Source organism: Alkalihalobacillus trypoxylicola, from assembly GCF_001590785.1.
Classification (GTDB): Bacteria; Bacillota; Bacilli; order Bacillales; family Bacillaceae_D; genus Alkalihalobacillus; species Alkalihalobacillus trypoxylicola.
In genome coordinates, this window is the sequence record NZ_LTAO01000017.1 from 14310 (window position 1) to 34494 (window position 20185).

Genomic DNA, 20185 nt, shown 5'->3' on the forward strand with positions numbered 1-20185 from the left:
AATAATTGTTTGTCTCAATTACTATTGCTTCACTCGTTAAATATTTTAACATAACAATAATAATTGAGTTACACTTCTACTATATGTAAATAGTAGTATAATTGAGTTATTTATTGAATTATTGATTTAATACATCAAAAACATTATGATTTTGCACCTTACTTAATTGCTCACTAATATTCTTTGATTCTTTTTGATATTGGTATAACATTGTTTCAACTGCTGATTCTACTTTTTTAGTATCTAAGTTATTTCTTACGTCAAATATATAGTTTTCTTGGTTAAATATCTCTAACAATTCATGATATTTTGTTGCCCAGCCTAACGCAATACATGGTATTGAATTCTTATAAGCATGGACAATTGAATGAAATCTAGATCCTATAATAAAGTCAAATTTCTTTACAAGTTCATCGAATTCAAAACTACTCATATCGTCAGTTATCATTATTACATTTTCATTTTCATAGAATTTTTCCTTTATCATTTCACATGCCTTAATATCTTCAAATGAGTGGCGAATCAGATATACTTTTTTTCCTGACTTTAATAAACTCTTAATCACCGAACTATATAATGATATTATTTGTTTAACATTACCATGTTTAAGATTTTTCATATTCGGAACAATCGCAACCCCACCAATATTTTGAAAATCTGGTATTTCAGGCATTTCCTTAAATACATTTGATAAGTTAATTCCTTTATTCATTAGAACTAAATCATATGATTTTTTAACATTTTTAAGTTTATAGTCAATAGCAAGAAAATTATAACCTTCATTTTCCCTTGCATAGATTACTTTAGGATATTTTATAGCATCTTTCATAAGAAATTTAATTATAGGTTTCCCTAATCCTTTATAAGAAAAAGGACCAAAGGATTGTGGCATCAAATAAACATCTATTCCGTATTTCTTTGCAAGCTTAATTCTTAAAAGGTAACCTAAGGAACTACCCGTACCAAACTGAGATGATAAAGCATAACCGCTCACATCAATAATTGCTTCCGTATTTAGCAATACTTTTTTTATTTTCGGTAACACTGATGAATATTTTTTGTCGACTTTCTTTGCCTTTGCTTCCCATAAAATCCTTAATGGTCCTCCCAAAATTTCGAGCACTATACTTGTATTAATTGGTAATATGTCAAATTTATAATTTTCTTTTTCCTTTTTTTCCCTATCGTAATCTCTACTAGAGAGAAGTATAATTTTTCTCCCTGGGAACCTTTCTTTAATTTCATCTACAGCAACAAATGTCATAGATTCTGCGCCTTTATTAAACAATTCTCCACCTGTAATTAAAATATATTTATCCAATTTATATTCCTTTCATTATTAAATAATAATAAGTTTGATTATTATATTATATACTTTTTTTGTTATTATAATAAAAAATTTTCGCAAAATGGATTAAACTTTCTCTGTGGAATGGGTAAATCTTTACAGCATAGAACCACTTTTTTAAAGCTTGTTTATAACCACTCTTCATAGCATAATAAGGAATTAATTTTAACTTTCTTATAGAATTAACTCTAGGTTTTAATTTTAAGTATTCTAAATTAAGCTCATTTATTTTTTCTAACCCCTGAATCTTATTATCAACATTGGCCGAAATTCTTTCTCCCTCATGGATATAGTAATTAACTAAGGGAATGTCAACATAGTCTACTTTATAGTATTTAGATATTCGCAGCCACAATTCGAAATCTTGTGAAGCCTTTAGTTCATTATTAAAACCTCCACAAAATTCCAAAGATTCCTTTTTCAACATTACAAAAGAAGTTGATCCGATAAAATTCCATAATATTAATTTATCGTAAACCATACCAGACACTCTGTTAGCCCTTAAAACTTTTCTTTCTTTCTCATTTCCCCTTAAAATTATAGTAAATGAGTCACAGTAAACTAGACCGACTTGCTTATCTACAAACTTCTCCAACTGTAACTCGATTTTATTAAATATCCATTCATCATCATCATCTAAGAAAGCAACATATTCACCTTTAGAAGCCTCAATTCCAGTATTTCTAGCTTTACATGCTCCTTGATTAGACTTATGTTGTATATACTTGACTCGACTATCATTCAGATTTCTTATATTCATTTCTACTTCTTTTCTATTAGGGTCATCGTTAGGAGAATCATCTATAATAATTATTTCCAAATTCTCATAGCTTTGATTTAATACACTTTGTACCGCCCTTAGTAATACTCCATATGGTCTTTTATATGTTGTAATTATTACGCTCACTAAATTACTCACAAAGCACCTCTCTATATAATTCCATTATTTTAAATTCACTTTTTTAATCCCTAATGTATTTTTAACCAACTTCCTAATACTAGATCATAAGAGTTAGGAGTAAACTCTTCATAACCAGATCCTGGATAAAAAGTAATCTCACCAAAATACAATTCACCTTTGAATTCATAAAAATCAACTCTAACAAATGGAATATACTCTGAAATTTTATGGGCTAAGTCTTTCATTTCATGATATTTTTGTGGTACTGTTGTTAAGCTTCCACTGTTTGTTCTATGTTTCCTCCCAAATGGCATAAGGTTCCAGTTCTGGTCGTATATATCAATATTAACACCCTTTTTAGTCTCTCTATTTAAGCAAACAAAAGTGCACTTCACCTTCCCATTAAAGCACATAAGTTTAAAATCATTTAAACCTAATCCTGTTTCATCTACCATATATTTTTCACAAATAATTCTTGGTTTAATGTTTTTATATGGCCACTCACGATGCACCCAAAAATACTCACGTTTTAACCATTTATTGATATCACGTCTTAATTTAGAATGATTTATTTTAGATTTATCCTTACAAATATATACATCACCTGATGTATGATTTGGTTTTAAAACAAATTGGTCTGGCAATTCATCAAAATTAATTTCATCATAACAATTATAAACTCCTAATAAAGGGATTAAGTATTTCTCTCCAATTGTTTCAGCTATATAATTCCTCACCTCAAATTTATCAACTAGTAATGAATATTCTCTTTTTCTATTGTACAATTTTAACCATTGTAACTTTTCGTTAAATGATTGAGGGTTTGATAAGTTAAGTTTTTGTCTTAAACGCAGTTTATAATTTATCTTTATATAAGTCTCATCCGACAATAACCTAAATATTTTTGCTTTTTTTATAAGTAAATGTAATAAGAGTTGTGGTTGTTTTAGAACTTTCTTAAGTTTACTAGTCATTAACCTGTCCTTTCTTTTTATAGATAATATCTTTAAATACAATTTATCTATCTAATAAGTAGAGGTATGGAATCACAGTTATCTTTACATTAAATCAATTATTAAATATCCATTGATATGGGAATGACCCATGACTACCTATATAAATATATATATAGTACCAATGTAATATTACATAACATAGAAGTAACCAACTTAAAAATGTCTCACCTCTATTATTTAACACTCTAATGTAATATGGTATTAATACAATGAGTACTACTTCAAAATTCCAAGATAATCTGTTTATATAGTCTGCACCTACAAATGCTGTGAACTTAAACAGTAAACTTATTATAAAGATTGAAGAATAAAAAATTAAGAATCTATCTCTTATTTTTAAAAATTTAAATAAGTAAAATCCTATTATAAGAAAAGGTAGACTCCTTATCAAAAAACCTAACCCTGTATCTAAAGTTTTATCATTTTCAAGGTATTTAACATAATAATCAAGTTCGGGATTCAAACTTAAAACTGGTAATAGAATTTTATCCATACTAAATATTGCTGCTAAAATTAAAAAGTATAGAAAGAATTTATAAACACCTCTATTTTTTTTGCCTATTAATTCATAAATAAAATAAACAGGAAAAAATAGCAATGCAGAATTATGAAATCCTGATGCAAAAATAATGAGTATAGTAAATTTAATTAATTGTCTTTCTTTTATAAATTTCATACTATATAAAACAATTGACATTGTCACTACTTGTCGAACCGTATTAAATGACATTTGATAATATAATAGCATAAACATAAACATCCCTATTCCTGGACTTAATATATTTCTATAATTCTTAAGTGCCAAGAATATAAAAGAAAACATTATAATACCCGTTATAAAAAAAACAAGCTCAACTTCGCCACCAAGAAAAGCTACTATTTTATTTAACCCCTCATATCCCCATTCTAATCTTATGCTATTTCCATTCCGTACTTGCTCAAAACTATTTAAATAACTATAATAATCAGTTCCGATTCCATATCTAACCGCAAAAAGAAATGATGGGAGTGTAATCATAATGATGAAACACAAAACCTTCATTATCTTCGATTTTACTTTCAAAGATAATTCGGCAAATACTGCAACTATTATTGCTAAAAACAAATAAAAGAACATCATTCCACTTCCAAAATTATTTATTTTAACTAAATATTAATTTAATAAAATTTTTAACATTTATACAAGTCTCATCAACTATATTATATTTAATTCGAATTGATATGATTTAGAAATTCATTCCAAAAGTTATTTCGCTTCTTATCTAAAATATTTTTTTGATATCTTCTTGATTCTATATGATTTTTTACAGCTATTTCTTTTGCGAAATTTCGATTTGTTATAATATTCAATAAACTATCAGCTAATCCTTCAAAGTCACCAACTCTGTGGATACAACTATTATCAATGAGTTCAGGTATACCTCCTGCAGCTGAGCCAACCACAGGACACCCCCTACTCATTGCTTCAATTACTGCTCTTGGTAATCCTTCTTGAAAACTTGGCTGTATATATACATCAATTTTATCAAGCCAATTAAAAACCGGTTCCCCGCTTGGTAAGACACCTGTAAAAGTCAACTTGTCGTCAACCCCTAAGCTTCTAGCCATATCATTCCATTTCTCCTTATTACCATCACCCAGAATATGAAACTGAAAGTCTATACCCTTCTTATTTAATATTCCAATTGCTTTTAAAGCAATATCCCAGCCTTTTATTCGATTATTTAAGTTCCCTATCATACCTATATTATACTTTTCTTTTGGTAAATTTAAACTTTCGAGCCTTTTTTCCAGACTAGCTTCCATCACATCTTTTATTTCTACATTAGATACATTTTCTATCTTACCAGAGCATGGATATCTTTCTTGAAGAAAGTCGTTTGTGACATAAATTGCATAAGGGGCATTATAAATTGCTCGTTTCATTTTATTAAAAGCTATTGGAGCATAAATTTTAGCCTGCAATTTACCATAATTCCATAATGCATCCCATACACAAGCAACCACTTCCACAGCAAAAGGTTTCCCCATTTCTTGTGCAATACCAATGGATAAATTTCCAATTTCGCTTGGTAGTCTTGCTATTAAGGCATCTGATTCAATTAAAGCTTTTTTAATTTTTTCAATCGCTTCAGATTTATTTTTAAACTGTGCAATAGGACCACTTAAAGATGGGATTGGTAAAAAAGATGTTTGATGTAGATCAAAATTATTGTACTTGTTTATAGCCTCCACCTTTTTACTGTCTAATCTTGCTGCCACGATTATTTCATCAAAATGATTTAGATATCTTTTCCATACTTCATTATTAAAACTACCTGCAGTATATAAGTTCCCGTCTAAACTCTCTTTAAAGACATGGTCATGCGCAAATACAACTTTCATTTTATTCTCCCCAGACTAAATAACTACTATTATTATAATCTTCTAATTCAATTTTATATTAACCCTAATTATTATAATGATTGTAAAGTTTCAAATGTTTTTCTATATTATTAATTAGTGAATATTTTTCTTTAACTCTCAGTAAATTCTCTTCTTTTTCATAATCCATAATATGCGGATGTGCTAATAAATTTAATATCCTTTCAGAAAAACCTTCTACTGTGTTATAGACATTTTTTTTATTCCCAACAACCTCCACAGCTCCCCCCGCATTTGTAGTTAAAACAATTGTCTTTCTACTCATTGCTTCTACTAGAGTTCTACCAAAAGATTCAGTATTGTAATCGGAAGTCAATATAAACACATCTAGTTCATAATAATATTTATTCATAGCTTCAATATCAATATTAACCAAACCTTGAAATCGTTCTCCCAATATACTTTTTAAGTTATCGAACATATTTTGTGTATCATGTTTCGCCTTATCGTCTAAACAACCTACTGCCATTTTAACATGCAATTTATTTCCTAATTCATCATTTAATTTTTTACATATCTCTACCGCTAGTGGCCAGTTTTTCCAATCACAATAACGCCCTGCAAAACCAATTACAATTGATTTATCAGGCTTTAAGTTTTCTAGTTGATTATCATATGATTCAAAGATTTCCCCTGCAGTATTTTCTATAACTTTATACTCCACAAATTGATTTCTTTGTTCCATTGCCTCTTTCCAATAATTCATATTAAATTTAGTTGTTGTCACTAAAACATCAAGTTCTTTCATAAAGAAGTGGAAAACTCGCTTAAAGAAGCTATTATATTTCGTATATAATCCTCTTTCTGTGTGTATTAACTTTATGTTTTTTGGTATTAATTTAAATTTACTCAATAAAGCAACAATAAAAAAGCTCACCTGTGCTTGAGTATGTATCATTTTAGGACTTTTATAAATTATTAACCTTCTTACTCTAATAATATAGCTTAAGAATACAAAAGGATTTCTAACTAGATGTTTAATTCTCTTTTTAGAATTAACATGATAATATTCAACACCTTTTACAGGATTCGATACATCACCTGGTTGAATTACCCCGACTTTATAGTAATCTTTTATTCCTTTGATAATTATTTTAGTAGATTCTTGTTCTCCCCCTACTGTTTCCAAACTATTATCGCTCATTAATAATATATCAATGGTTTCTTTATCTTCTTTATTTTTTTCCGACGCTATTATTGACTCTCTTAAGTCTCGAATTTGATATTTCTCTTCACTTTCACTTAGATTTTTTTCATAAACTAAATTTCCGAAAACTTTATTAATAAATTCTATTTTTAGACTTAATAATCTTAGTACAGGATTAAAAAAACTTGTTAGCCGTAATTTTTTATTATTCACTTCTGCAATCATACTCACTAGTTCACTTGTCCTAACATATTCTCTATTTTGTGGAAAGAAAGTACCTCGCTCTTTATTATCTAAGATTAGACGTAAAAACTCACACAAATTATCAATATATAGCATACTTCTCTGATTATCTATGCTGGGGAAAATCGGAGTTACCCTAGCTAATTTTGCCAATTTAGCATAATTCCCTTTTGAACCTTTTCCATAAATCATTGGAGGTCTAATAATTACGATACGAAACCTTTCATCGTTTAAACCTTCTATCCCTTCTTCAGCCTGCAATTTACTGTTACCATAAAAGTTAGTAGGCTTCGGAATTGTATCTTTAGTAATTGGATTTTTGACTCTTGAAGCATTTCCATAAACAATTATACTACTCATAAAAATAAATTGTGTAACACCATCAGCTTTTGCTTTTTTAGCCAACTCTATAGTTAAATCACGATTCACTCGATAATACTCTTCTTCCATTTTAGGGTTTGTAGATACATGAGCAATTCCAGCTAGATGCAAGACTACATCATAATTAGCGAAATCTACTTCTTTCCAAGATTCATCTCTGACACTTATTGTATCTACCCTATATTCATTTGGGCTCTTATCTAACCATCTTATAACATTTTGACCAATGTAACTGCTCTTACCTGTAATTAGTATCCTTTTCATTTCGCTTGCTTCTCCTTAGTCAGTTCTGGTGCTCTTCCCGTTCCGCCTTCTACTACACCATCGCTTTTAACAACACTTAATAGAGTACCTAAGAAACATTTCACGTCCATTTTAAAACCGATTTGTTTAATATACTCTCCATCAAGCTTAGCTTTAATATCTATCGGCAGCTCATCACGACCATTAATTTGAGCCCATCCTGTTAAGCCCGGTAAAATGTCATTTGCTTGATACTTGTCTCTTTCTTTCATTAAATCATATTGATTCCATAAAGCTGGGCGAGGCCCAATAATACTCATATCACCTTTAAAAATATTCCAAATTTGAGGAAGCTCATCTAAGGATGTTTTTCTTAAAAATTTTCCGACTCTCGTAATAAATTGGTCTGGGTCCTTCAATAAATGTGTCGGTGTATCTTTTGGTGTATCCATTTTCATCGTTCTGAATTTGTATATGTAAAAATGTGATTTGTAAATACCTATCCTTTTTTGTTTGAAAAAAATCGGTCCCTTTGAATCTAGCTTAATTGATACAAATAACAAAAGGAAAATCGGTGATAGAATAACTAGCCCTAAAAACGATAAAATAATATCGCCCATTCTTTTAATCTTTATATACATGAGATACCACTCCAATTCTATCTTTATTTTCAATAAGTGAATAAGAGATAATCACAATTTATTACCACTTATTCACTTATCAAATAAAAAATCCACTCAATTCTCGAATGGATTTTTTATTAATGGTTTATTTTGCTTTACTTAATAAATTTAACTCTTTAACTCTGAAGTTTGAAATATCAAGTAGTCGCTCCCGCAAAACATCTCTATCTTGTTCTAAAAATTCATCAAGTAAATCATATGTGACATTGATATTTACTGGCGGTGTTTTTCCTCGATATATCATCGGATACACCTGTTCATTATGAACTTCGTCTTTGCTAAGCAATTCCTCAAACAACTTCTCACCAGGACGCATCCCTGTAAATATAATAGGTATCTCCTCTTCTGTGTAACCAGATAGTTTAATTAAATTCTTTGCTAAATCAACAATTTTAACAGGTTCTCCCATATCTAAAACAAACACTTCTCCACCTTGCGCAAGTGATCCAGCCTGTAATACAAGCCGTGACGCTTCAGGAATCGTCATAAAATAACGAACCATCTCAGGATCAGTTACGGTAACAGGTCCCCCATTTTTAATTTGCTGTTTAAATAAGGGAATAACACTACCTCGACTTCCTAGCACATTACCGAATCGTACTGCAACAAAACGAGTATCACTAATCATGTCCATATGTTGGACTATCATTTCCGCCATTCGTTTCGTTGAACCCATTACACTTGTAGGATTGACCGCTTTATCAGTTGAAATCATTACAAAAGTATTTACTCTAGCAAAATCAGCTGCTTCCGCAACATTTTTAGTTCCAATCACGTTATTTTTTACAGCTTCCTCAGGATTTCGTTCCATTAATGGCACGTGCTTATGTGCCGCTGCATGAAAGACAACATGTGGTTTTCTTTGTTCCATAATAGCAATGATTTTTTCTCGGTCCTGCACGTCAGCAATTTCTGTATCAATATTTAAATCAGGAATACTTCTTCTCATTTCCATTTCAATTGAATAAATACTATTCTCACCATGTCCTAACAGAACGAGTTGTTTAGGAGAGAAACGTGCAAGCTGACGACAAATCTCTGAACCAATTGAACCACCGGCACCGGTTACTAATATCGTTTTATCAGTAATATAATCAGCAATTCCATCAATATCTAATTTTACGGGATCTCTACCAAGTAAATCCTCTACTTCGACATCTTTAAATTGATTCACTGATACTGTACCTAACATTAAATCTTCGATTCTTGGGAGGATTTGTGTTTTAACGTCAGTCTTTGAACACTCCTGAAATATATGCTGTAAATCATGACGATTTAACGAAGGAATTGCAATGACAATATGTTCAATTCTATACTCTTGGACTAACCTTGTAATATCTTGTACATTTCCTAAAACAGGCACATCTAATATCTCTAAATGCATCTTATTATTATCATCATCAATAAACCCTACCGGATTAAGCTCTGGCTTATCACTTTGCTTTAGCTGTCTAACAATCATCGTACCCGCATTACCGGCTCCGATAATTAATGTACGTTTCCCCTTATATTTCGGTCGCATATATGTATCTCGATAAAGCCTCCAAGCAAATCGCGAGCCACCAATTAGGATAATATGCATCATCCATGTAATGACTAAGGTTCGTAAAGATACACTTCCAAATAAGATTGCTTGAGATAAAGCCGTTACAGCAATAGAGCAGCTGACTGCATAAAAAATATTGGTTAACTCATTGACACTGGCATATTGCCAAGCTTTTTTATAAAGCTTAAAAACACCAGCAAAAACATGATGACTCAATAATAAAATAATTGAACTTAATATTAATATCATTGATAAAAGATTTCCAGAAGGACTTAACAAAAAGAAGCTAATAAAAATTGAGGTCATCACAATTAATGAATCGACACCTATTAATAGCCATAATCGCTTCTTATAAGACATAACACTCGTCCCCCTTTCTTCAAACAATTCTCATTTTAAACTTTTAAGTCTTCTGATTGACTTATATAAGACTTCATGACATTCATTAAGTCTTCTCTTAATTCAGGTCGTTGTAACGCAAAATCTAAGGTGGTTAAGACAAAGCCTAGCTTTTCACCGACATCATAACGCTTTCCATCAAAATCATAAGCATATACACCTTGTTGCTCATTTAAGCGCTGTATCGCATCTGTTAATTGTATTTCACCACCAGCTCCACTTTCTTGATTTTCTAATAAATCAAAGATTTCTGGGGTTAATACGTATCTTCCCATGATCGCTAAATTAGAAGGAGCGGTTCCCTGTTTTGGTTTCTCAACAAAACTTTCTACTTCATAGGTTTTCCCAAATTTTTCAGAAGGAGCGACAATCCCATAACGGTGCGTCTCTTCATCTGGTACGGTTTGAACGCCAATGACTGAGGCACCCTTTTCTTCATAAACATTGATTAACTGTTTTGTGCAGGGAACCTCAGACTGAACAATATCATCACCCAGTAGAACAGCAAAAGGTTCATCACCAATAAATTTCCTTGCGCACCAAACCGCATGCCCTAACCCTTTAGGTTCCTTTTGACGTATATAATGAATATCTACCTTAGATGTAGCCACTACTTTATCTAATAGTTCAAGCTTTTGTTTTTCTAATAGATTTTGTTCCAATTCAAATGCGTGGTCAAAATGATCCTCAATTGCCCTTTTTCCTTTTCCTGTTACGATAATTATATCCTCAATCCCTGCCTCTACTGCTTCTTCTATAATATATTGTATCGTTGGTTTATCTACAATTGGTAACATTTCCTTTGGCATCGCCTTTGTAGCAGGTAAAAATCTTGTCCCTAATCCCGCTGCAGGTATGATTGCTTTTTTGACTGGTTTTGTCATCTCAAAACCTCCTAAATTTTCAAAATTTATATTCCTTAAAAAAAGAAATTCAAACCTGAATTTCCTTTTTCAAAAAATATATGTAGGGCATTCAACCCATCCTCACACTATACCAACGATAACATTGTATCTAAGGTGATAAACCCACAGCATAGTCGAGTGCCTCCATTGATAAAGGTAAGGAGACATCCCCTTATGATACTTTAAAATATACCTAGCAATTTCTTTCTTTTAAAAGGTATCGCTTCTTCTATTATAACGGCTTCGTTATTGATTACTTGTTCGGAATTTCCCTTTAAGATATTAGTTTGTTCATAGCCAAATTCTTCTTCTATAATAGAATAGGCAGATTTCATTCTAAATGAACGCGAGTTGACATTATGTGCATCAGAGGAAACAAAATGTGTTAATTGATGCTCTATTAACTGTTTAGAGAATTTCTGAATCTTTTTACCAAAATGACCGGTAATGCTTGATGATGTTACCTGAGTTAAAATACCACTCTTCACAAATTCATATAAAATATTAGGTGATTCTATTAGTTTACTATTCCTTTCAGGATGAACAATGACAGGCTGATATCCCTCTACCTGAAGCTGATAAAATAATGTTGTAGCATAGCTAGGTACATGGTTAGATGGAAATTCTATAAATAGATAGGTTCCTAGATTAGCTAGGCTTAAAGCCGTTCCATCCTGTAGCTCTTCTATTAAATCTCCATGAATTCGAAGTTCATGACCTGGTAAAATTTCCAAAGGGATGTTATGTCTTATTAATTCCTCATTTAAATCTGTTACTTTCTGATGAACAAGTGGCGCCTCATTTTTTTGAAAAGAAGGGTGACTATAATGAGGAGTCGCTACAATCGTGTTAATTCCTTCTGACACAGCAACTCTAGCCATTTCAATACTATCCTTTATAGAAGAAGGACCGTCATCTACACCCGACAAAATATGACAATGCAAATCAATCATACTTATTATTTCTTCCTTTCCTAATAGTATTTTTTATGAAATTCCACTTACAATACATTAGTAAAAAAGTCCCGATAAAAATAAACGCACTTTTTATATTACCATATTTTAACTAGATTATAAATCATAAATTGTAAGTTTACATATCATTTGTTGGTGTTTTTCTGAAATAATCAATCGCATTCAAAAAAGTCCTATATATTTCTATGTAATAACCGAATTCTTTATTTTTAAGATTTGATTTCTACATTACTACATATTTCTGATAATTCCTACAGAATATGATCAATTTCATGCTTTTTACTAAAAATTACATCTAAGGTCTTAACTAGAATTCTTTATAAGAAAATTTAATACTTTAAAAAGAAATAAGGGTGACTTTGGAATCAGGACAAATAGAACTCAAACAAAAGAACGAAAAATCATACATTTTTCGTCCTTTTTATCATAATTATTGAGAGGATGCTGTAGTAGAATGTTCAAGCTCTAAGTGTTCACGAAGCTCTTGACTAACTCGAACTACCTCTTCATCCGGAACCTGCAAATAGTATATTCCATTAATTGTAGCGTTATTACCCTTAATTTCCATCTGTTCAACCGTGTGACGTGCTTCTTTATAATTAGATTGAATACTCCAAATCGAATTCAAATCTAAATCAGTTCTTACTGAGCCACCTACTGCTTCCAAAATGCTGCCTACCTTTGTTATTGAGCTAAACTGAGCACCTTCCTGGATTACGGCATCGACGACCTGACGCTGACGATCATTTCGGCCGAAATCTCCTCGAGGATCTTCATATCTCATTCTTGCAAAAGCTAATGCTTCTTCACCGTTCATAAAGTTTTCACCTTCCGGAAAAGTAAACCCACCTTGCTCAAAAGTGAATGCGTTATCTACCGTCACTCCCCCTAATGCATCTACTAAACCTTTAAACCCTTCCATATTAATACTCGCATAGTGGTCAATCGGAATATTCAAGAAATTTTCAACCGTATCAATCGTCATTTGAATACCACCAAATGCGTAGGCATGGTTGATTTTATCCTGTTCTCCTCTTCCAATCAGCTCAGTTCTTGTATCACGCGGAATACTAAGCATTTTCACAGATTCTTCCTTTGGATTTACAGTCAAAACAATAATCGTATCGGATCTTCCACTATGAGTATCACCAGTTGAATCGACACCCGTTAACAAAATTGATAATGGCTCTTGGTCATCCATATTGACCTCTTTATCACGTTTATCAGAAATTGGTCGTTCTAATGGCTCATGTATCTGTTCCACTGTTTTCGTGACCGAGTTATATAAGTAAAAACCATAACCAACGACACCGATAAAGAGAACTCCTAGTATTGAGCCGAAAATGATGATAAATTTTCTCATATTATTGCTCCTTTAGTTTCTTCAAATTACATATTTTTCGCTTATTTAATTTCCTTTTACTATTATATAGGAAAAATACTCTAAACAGCAATCTGATTTTTTTCTTTTCTAGTTTACAAATTATGATATAATTCTAGGAGATTACTCATGCTTTATGGTCTGGAAGGAGATTCAATATAAAAATGGAAGAAACGATTAGCTTACAGGATATTTTTAACACATTAAAACGTAGACTAAAATTACTTTTCATTATCCCACTAATTGCCCTTGTTTTAAGCGGTGTCATCAGTTATTTTTTACTCACACCTACTTATGAAAGCACCGCTCAAATATTAATTTCACAAGAAAATAGTGAACAAGTTATTTCACAGCAGGATGTTCGGACCAACCTAGAATTAATTAATACATATAATGAAGTAATGAGAAGCGCAGCTATTCTCGACCTTGTAATTGACGAATTAAATTTAGACACTACCGTCAATTCTTTAAAAAATTCGCTTTCCATTTCTAGTGAAAATAATTCACAGGTTATGAACTTAACGGTTGAGCATGTTGACCCAGCTATAGCTGTTAATATTGCCAATACAACAGCGACGATATTCGAAGAGCAAATTGTCAACCTAATGAATATTGACAATGTGAATATCCTCGCTCCTGCAACATTAGGGGAAAATCCTTCTCCTGTTAGTCCAAACCCAACCTTAAATATGGCGATTGCTTTAGTTATCGGTTTAATGCTAGCAGTTGGCCTTGCCTTTTTGTTAGAATATTTAGACCCGACCATTAAATCAGAGGAAGAGCTTGAAAAGCTATTAGAATTACCATTATTAGGTGTAGTTCCGAATATGGATGAAGAAATGAAACTAGATAACAGGAAACCCTCTTAATAGATAAGGAGTGTATAAGTTGGCACGTCGAGAATTGAAATCACCTACCAAAAAGAGAGCGTTAATTGCAAATGAACGACCAAAATCTCCAATTACGGAGCAATATCGTACGATTCGTACAAATATTGAATTTTCTTCTGTTGATCAGGAATTAAAAACCTTACTCGTTACATCATCTGGTCCGGGAGAAGGTAAATCTACTACTGCCGCTAATTTAGCGATTGTCCTTGCTCAAAACGGAAATGATGTACTATTGGTCGATACTGATTTACGTAAGCCTACTGTTCATCATACGTTTGGTATTCTTAACACAAGGGGATTAACTAATCTCCTAATGAAAACAGAGGTAATAGAGGACGTTATTCAAACTAGTAAAGTCGAAAGATTATCCATTTTACCAAGTGGACCGATTCCTCCTAATCCCGCTGAATTATTAAATTCAAAGACAATGGAGCTAACCTTAGAAAGCTTTAAAAGCAAATATGATATTATTGTGCTAGACACCCCCCCTGTTATGGCCGTTACGGACGCGCAGGTGCTTGGAAACAAGGTAGACGGTTCTATCCTAGTTGTATCAAACGGGAAAACCGATCGTAATCAAGCTGTCAAAACAAAAGAATTATTATCACAAACAAGCTCTAAGCTACTCGGTGTTGTATTTAACAACAAAGAAGTAAAAAAAGGAAATTATTATTATTATTACGGGGAGTAAGGAAAAAAGAAGCATTTGCTTTTAAGAGCATCTGCTTTTTTTGTTCTTCTTATTTAATAACCTAAAGTTTATACAGCCATTAGGTTGGAACTAAGATAAACAATCCTCCTGCCCGCAAATAAGATTGAATCCATCATTAAATAAACGTTTAATTAATAGGTATAGCACCAGCTTTTCTAATAGCTGTTCTTTCAGTAGCCTAAAGACTTAATGATTTTAATAAGTTAAACATTATCCCATGCTAGTAATGATATTAACTTTCAAATTTCACTATAATGAAAAAAACGACCTAAAAAAAGGTCGTTTTGCTTTTAATGGAGACGCTTTGCTCCTAAGTATCTTGGTTTCCAATAGCTATTATCCATGCTAGTAATCGTTACTCCTGTAGATGAACCACTATGAATGAATTGATTATTACCGATATAAATACCGTTATGAGACGGTCCATCTGATATGGTTTGGAAGAACACTATATCCCCAACACTAGGCTTAGAAACGCTTGTGCCAGCATTCCATTGAGTTGCTACTGTTCTTGGTAAATTAATTCCTTGTTGCTTGAATACATATTGTATAAACCCACTGCAATCAAATCCAGCTGTGCTAGTTCCTCCCCATACATACGGAACTCCTATGTACAATGATGCTTCTGCAATTAAATTGGTTACGAGTGCTCCCGCTGAATTATTGGAGCCTGCTGAAGAGTTGCCACCACTAGTTTGTTCTTTATCGCCTTGATTCGTTGAAACTTCATTCAGCTTTGCAAAGGTTTTAGGTCCTGCAATTCCGTCTGCCGTTAATCCGTGTGTTCTTTGGAAGGATCGGACAGCGCTTTCTGTATCTTTTCCATAGTAGCCTGTTGGTTCTTGATTAAAGACGCCTACGGAACGTAGCTGTGATTGTAGGTTCGTAACAGCTTGTCCACTTACACCCACTCGTAAAATAGAAGAGTTGCTAGATGATGAGTTTGAATTTGAAGAAGAACCTGAATTTGAATTTGATGAACCACTATTGGAATTGGAAGAACCTGAGTTTGAAGAGTTCCCGCCTACTTTATTTGCTAAAGCATTCATGGTTTGTGGGCCAGCAATCCCATCTACCGTCAAATTATGATCCTTTTGAAAATTACGGACGGCTTGAGCTGTTCCATTTCCATATATTCCATCGATCGAGATCTTATAATAGCCTTGAGATGAAAGTTGATTTTGTAAAGTAGTAACGGCACCTCCTCTGCTTCCATTTCGCAAAATCGAATTAGAAGCAACATTACTAGAAACATTTTGACTACTGTTATTTGAAGAATTGGAGCTAGAACTAGAATTATTAGAATTGCTATTACTAGATTTTGCTCCGAGTGCAGAAAAGGTTTTTGGTCCTACAATTCCATCAGCAGTTAGATTGTTCTTTCTCTGAAAATCCTTAACAGCATCCACCGTTATTACTCCAAAATAACCAGTTGATTCTTTATAGGTAAAGAAACCTTTCTCTGTTAACACATCCTGTAATTCAACAACGTCACTATGACTCATCCCTTGTCTTAGTGTTTGGTCTCCTAAAGCAGCTTCTGTTATTAGAGGCGTTGATAAAACAATCCCAGTCGCAACTGTAGATGAAACAAACACCCTTTTCATAGATGACTGTTTTTTTACTACCATTGTCCTAAGTCCTCCTTCTTTCTGTTTCCTGTCAGTTTATAAGACTTATTGCTTAGTTCCTTTTAATTCCACATAATGTAGTATATATTTTGCTGTATATATGACGTATTTCCTAGTTTCATAACGTATATTTTACTTGATAAAACGACATTTTTCTATCTTTGTAACATAAATGTAATAATATAAGATCAAAGTGCCTATTCCTATATAACTATACCCACATAAAATTGAGATTTTTTATAGACAAAACCACAATTTCACTTATTGTTTATTATTACTTAGTTACTTTTAATAATCCTTTTGATCCATTTATCTATTACAAACATTAGGATCATTAGACCTAGTAATTAAATGTAATTTCAATATAACTAAATTAACTAGGTTTATGAGACTACTAGAGAGAGTTTCTTTGTTGAATTTATATTCAGAAATATTTAAATATTCTATATTATTCAGAAGTTTAAAAAAGGAATGTTTTATTTTAGGACGAATATATATTAGAAGAAGTTAATCGTTTTTATGTTTCTATTTATAGAATTTGTGGAAATAAATAATGAGGAAACTAAAAGATTAGAGAAAAGATGGGGTGTATTTAATGCCAATGCATCATATGAAAGAAATCTGGACTCCTTTTAAACTTTTTAGAGTGAAGTTTTTCAAATCAGATGAAGGCTCTATCTATGTAAAGGTAGGAAAACAAAAAAGAAAAAAGATTAAATCATAATTTAACGACAAGCTGAAATACACGACCCGTTATTTAAAACAAAAAAGTTCATCTACTCAATCGATAGATGAACCGTATATTTTAAGCTGTCTTTTTAGAGTGATACTATAAAAAATAGTATGACTCTTTTTTATTAGTTCGAAGTATTAATTCAGCTTCCATCTTTCAGCACGTTTATTGGCAAGAAACTCTTTAAATTTCTCCTTGCTCACATTAGATTGACTTGCCTCTGTGACAAGCTCCATCCATTTTGAATCAAGCGGCTCTGCCTTAAGGCCTTCTACTGCATACATACTATTCATCGATAGATTGGTTGATTGTAAAACTGCATATATTCGTTCCATAAGCTCTTTTTGTGGTTCATAAGGAAGCTTTCTTTCTTCAATAAACTCCAAATCGCTAGGTTGAATTCCTACTGTTTCGGCAAGCATTTTCTTTGATATCCCTTTTTCTAACCTTAATTTCTTTATATTATTAATCAATGTCCTCACCTCAGTATCTAGAATCAAACAAATGGTCATACAGTTAAACTTGAAAAGTATTTGTCGATTTTTCATACTTTTTATCAATATACATAATATTATACTACCTTTTAGTCAATTTATCCTATTAAATTTCAATTTATTGAACAAATTATCCGAGTTTATGAATCTCATGAAACCTTTTTGGCTTTCAATTCGTCTTTTATATTAGAAAATTAATCAATTGATTCGTTCGGGAACTAATCTAGTAATTGAATCAATTTCATAATTCTTATAATAAAAACCGAACAATTTGGTGTTTGATTTCCACTTTAGGTAGATGCTTTCCCAAGGGCTTGTCTTCAGCTAACTCTGACTACGCAGAGCTTCGCCAGAGTGGATCTTCAGACTGCGCTGAGCCTTTGGGAGTCACTACCTATCGTTTCAATCATCGAGTGGATTCACAAAATTTCAAAACATATTTTATAAGAAACGTTCGATTTTATTCGTTTATAGAGCAATTATGAAATTCACTCAATTATAAGTTTTTTTAAGAATTTGGCAAAAAAGCGATTACTCTTTGTTATAATGTGGGTATATTATTACATAAAAGTGATAATCCTTTTTAGTCTAAGGATACGATATAAAGGAGGATTCATATGAGTACCCAACAGTCACAAAAACAAGTGGAATCATTAGAAAATCCTTCTCTTTTTTCAAAAATCAAATCAAAAAAAGTTCTATTCCTAACACTAATCGCCGTTTTCATTACAGTCGCTATCATTGGTATTACGACTTATCAAACCAATGCTAATCAGTGGACTAAAGAAGCTATCGATCACTCCACTGCCGAAATTGATATCTCTAATAAACCAGTCGATCAACCTGCTTTTGTATACGAAGAAGAAGAGTATACTGAAAATAATGAAGAAGAGAAAGATGCTGAAGAAAGAGAAAAAGATACGGAAGAACCTAGTAATAACGATTCCGAAGAGAATCAAGAAAACGAAATGATTGAACTTGATTCAACTATAGAAAATCCAAATTCCGAATCAACCGAAGATAACGATGAGAATGAGCAGCAAAATTCTCAGGATGAAGAGAATACAGAGGAAGTAATAGAAGAAGAAACCGAAGATAACGATGAGAGTGAAGAAAATTCAGAAATTGATGAAGAATCAGCTAATCAATTAGTCAATCAATTAAAAGAAAAGGTCTATACGATCTACTCTACTAATCATCAAGGTTCTGGGTTTTTATATAATAGTAATGGGATTGTCATTACAAATGCCCATGTTGTCACAGGCGATTTATTTGTAACGGTCCAAACACAAAGTGGTTCTGAGCATGTTGCTGAAGTGATTGGCTATTCTAATGAAACAGATATTGCCGTTTTACTTGTGAATGATTTTGATGGACAAAGCCCAGCACCGATTGATAAAGGGAGTCAAGCTGCTATAGGAGACCAAGTATTAACTCTAGGAACTCCACAAGGTGCTTCTTTCACTTCTACAACAGGTAATATTACTGAAACTGGATTGTCCTTTTCTATTAATAACTTTTTATACTTAAATCTTTACGAGTCTTCTGCTCCAACGCAGCCAGGTAACAGTGGAGGTCCCTTAGTTTCTATCTCATCTGGGAAAATCATTGGAATTAATTCGGCTATGGATAAAAACAGAGAAAGTATCAGCTATAGTATACCTGTATTTGCCGTAGAATCGTTAATTCAGGATTGGGTTCAAAGCCCACTCTCTCAGGATGACTTACTAGCTATTTATGGTGATCAAGCCGTTGCCGTTGAAGATGGAAATGAAGAATCATTAGTATCTGAAGAGGAAGAAAAAGAGTCAGAGTCACTAGGTACAGGAAATAACCAGAATAAAACTATCGAGAAAAAAGAAAATCCACCGATTGAAATCAAAAAGGCTGAAAAACAGGAAGTCTTTATTGAAATGGAAGATACTATAGATGAAGTGAATGTCGAAAGTGATGAAAAAGAAAAAGAGAATCAGAAAGAGGACGTTTCTAGTATAAATAAAATCAACGATGAAGTGGACCAAGTAGATGACACAGAAATCGAAGAGAATATCGATGAAGAAGATGACTTAGCGGTTGCTTCTTAGCTTAAAGGGCATGGTTCTTAACATAAGAGCTCATGCTTTTTTATTTGTTT

General features: G+C 32.2%; 16 protein-coding genes. 3 read left to right on the forward strand and 13 right to left on the reverse strand.

What is annotated here, in order from left to right:
• Window positions 1-118: 118 nt before the first annotated feature.
• From AZF04_RS11850 to AZF04_RS11905, 11 genes are all read right to left on the reverse strand, one after another.
• Window positions 119-1321, reverse strand: a complete 1203-nt coding sequence (locus AZF04_RS11850) for a polysaccharide pyruvyl transferase family protein (RefSeq protein WP_061948906.1) — start codon at window positions 1319-1321, stop codon at window positions 119-121.
• Between the two features lie 46 nt (window positions 1322-1367).
• On the reverse strand, window positions 1368-2267 hold the full coding sequence (locus tag AZF04_RS11855) for a glycosyltransferase family 2 protein (RefSeq protein WP_061948907.1): 900 nt from the start codon (window positions 2265-2267) through the stop codon (window positions 1368-1370).
• 50 nt (window positions 2268-2317) lie between these two features.
• A complete protein-coding gene (locus AZF04_RS11860; RefSeq protein WP_061948908.1) occupies window positions 2318-3223 on the reverse strand; it encodes an ATP-grasp fold amidoligase family protein in 906 nt (301 codons plus the stop codon).
• 94 nt (window positions 3224-3317) lie between these two features.
• The gene (locus AZF04_RS11865; RefSeq protein ID WP_061948909.1) at window positions 3318-4382 is read right to left on the reverse strand and encodes an EpsG family protein; all 1065 of its coding nucleotides are present in this window, start codon (window positions 4380-4382) and stop codon (window positions 3318-3320) included.
• Window positions 4383-4471: 89 nt separating this feature from the next.
• The gene (locus AZF04_RS11870) at window positions 4472-5650 is read right to left on the reverse strand and encodes a glycosyltransferase family 4 protein (protein ID WP_061948910.1); all 1179 of its coding nucleotides are present in this window, start codon (window positions 5648-5650) and stop codon (window positions 4472-4474) included.
• 64 nt (window positions 5651-5714) lie between these two features.
• Complete coding sequence (locus AZF04_RS21945) at window positions 5715-7724, reverse strand: NAD-dependent epimerase/dehydratase family protein (RefSeq protein ID WP_082795353.1); 2010 nt, start codon at window positions 7722-7724, stop codon at window positions 5715-5717.
• A complete protein-coding gene (locus AZF04_RS11885; RefSeq protein WP_061948911.1) occupies window positions 7721-8344 on the reverse strand; it encodes a sugar transferase in 624 nt (207 codons plus the stop codon). Before AZF04_RS11885 ends, AZF04_RS21945 begins: the two co-directional genes overlap by 4 nt.
• Window positions 8345-8471: 127 nt before the next feature.
• On the reverse strand, window positions 8472-10292 hold the full coding sequence (locus AZF04_RS11890; RefSeq protein WP_061948912.1) for a polysaccharide biosynthesis protein: 1821 nt from the start codon (window positions 10290-10292) through the stop codon (window positions 8472-8474).
• Between the two features lie 35 nt (window positions 10293-10327).
• The gene (gene galU / locus AZF04_RS11895) at window positions 10328-11215 is read right to left on the reverse strand and encodes a UTP--glucose-1-phosphate uridylyltransferase GalU (RefSeq protein ID WP_061948913.1); all 888 of its coding nucleotides are present in this window, start codon (window positions 11213-11215) and stop codon (window positions 10328-10330) included.
• 203 nt (window positions 11216-11418) lie between these two features.
• Window positions 11419-12189, reverse strand: coding sequence for a tyrosine-protein phosphatase (locus AZF04_RS11900; RefSeq protein WP_061948914.1), 771 nt, complete (start codon window positions 12187-12189; stop codon window positions 11419-11421).
• A gap of 451 nt (window positions 12190-12640) precedes the next feature.
• Window positions 12641-13573: an LCP family glycopolymer transferase gene (locus AZF04_RS11905; protein WP_061948915.1), complete on the reverse strand. Its 933-nt coding sequence runs from the start codon at window positions 13571-13573 to the stop codon at window positions 12641-12643.
• A 182-nt stretch (window positions 13574-13755) separates the two neighbouring features.
• Here AZF04_RS11905 and AZF04_RS11910 point away from each other — a divergent pair, with 182 nt between their 5' ends.
• Both AZF04_RS11910 and AZF04_RS11915 read left to right on the forward strand, forming a co-directional pair.
• Window positions 13756-14460 carry a YveK family protein gene (locus AZF04_RS11910; RefSeq protein ID WP_061948916.1) on the forward strand — a complete coding sequence of 235 codons (705 nt, stop codon included), beginning with the start codon at window positions 13756-13758 and terminating at the stop codon, window positions 14458-14460.
• A gap of 19 nt (window positions 14461-14479) precedes the next feature.
• On the forward strand, window positions 14480-15172 hold the full coding sequence (locus tag AZF04_RS11915; protein WP_082795354.1) for a CpsD/CapB family tyrosine-protein kinase: 693 nt from the start codon (window positions 14480-14482) through the stop codon (window positions 15170-15172).
• A gap of 311 nt (window positions 15173-15483) precedes the next feature.
• Here the strand turns inward: AZF04_RS11915 and AZF04_RS11920 are convergent, their stop codons facing one another.
• Window positions 15484-16824, reverse strand: coding sequence for a C40 family peptidase (locus tag AZF04_RS11920; RefSeq protein ID WP_061948918.1), 1341 nt, complete (start codon window positions 16822-16824; stop codon window positions 15484-15486).
• Window positions 16825-17694: 870 nt separating this feature from the next.
• Complete coding sequence (locus tag AZF04_RS11925; RefSeq protein WP_061948919.1) at window positions 17695-18030, reverse strand: hypothetical protein; 336 nt, start codon at window positions 18028-18030, stop codon at window positions 17695-17697.
• Window positions 18031-18668: 638 nt separating this feature from the next.
• On the opposite strand from AZF04_RS11925, the gene AZF04_RS11930 reads away from it, so the two are divergent.
• Window positions 18669-20135, forward strand: a complete 1467-nt coding sequence (locus tag AZF04_RS11930) for a S1C family serine protease (RefSeq protein WP_061948920.1) — start codon at window positions 18669-18671, stop codon at window positions 20133-20135.
• Window positions 20136-20185: the final 50 nt, after the last annotated feature.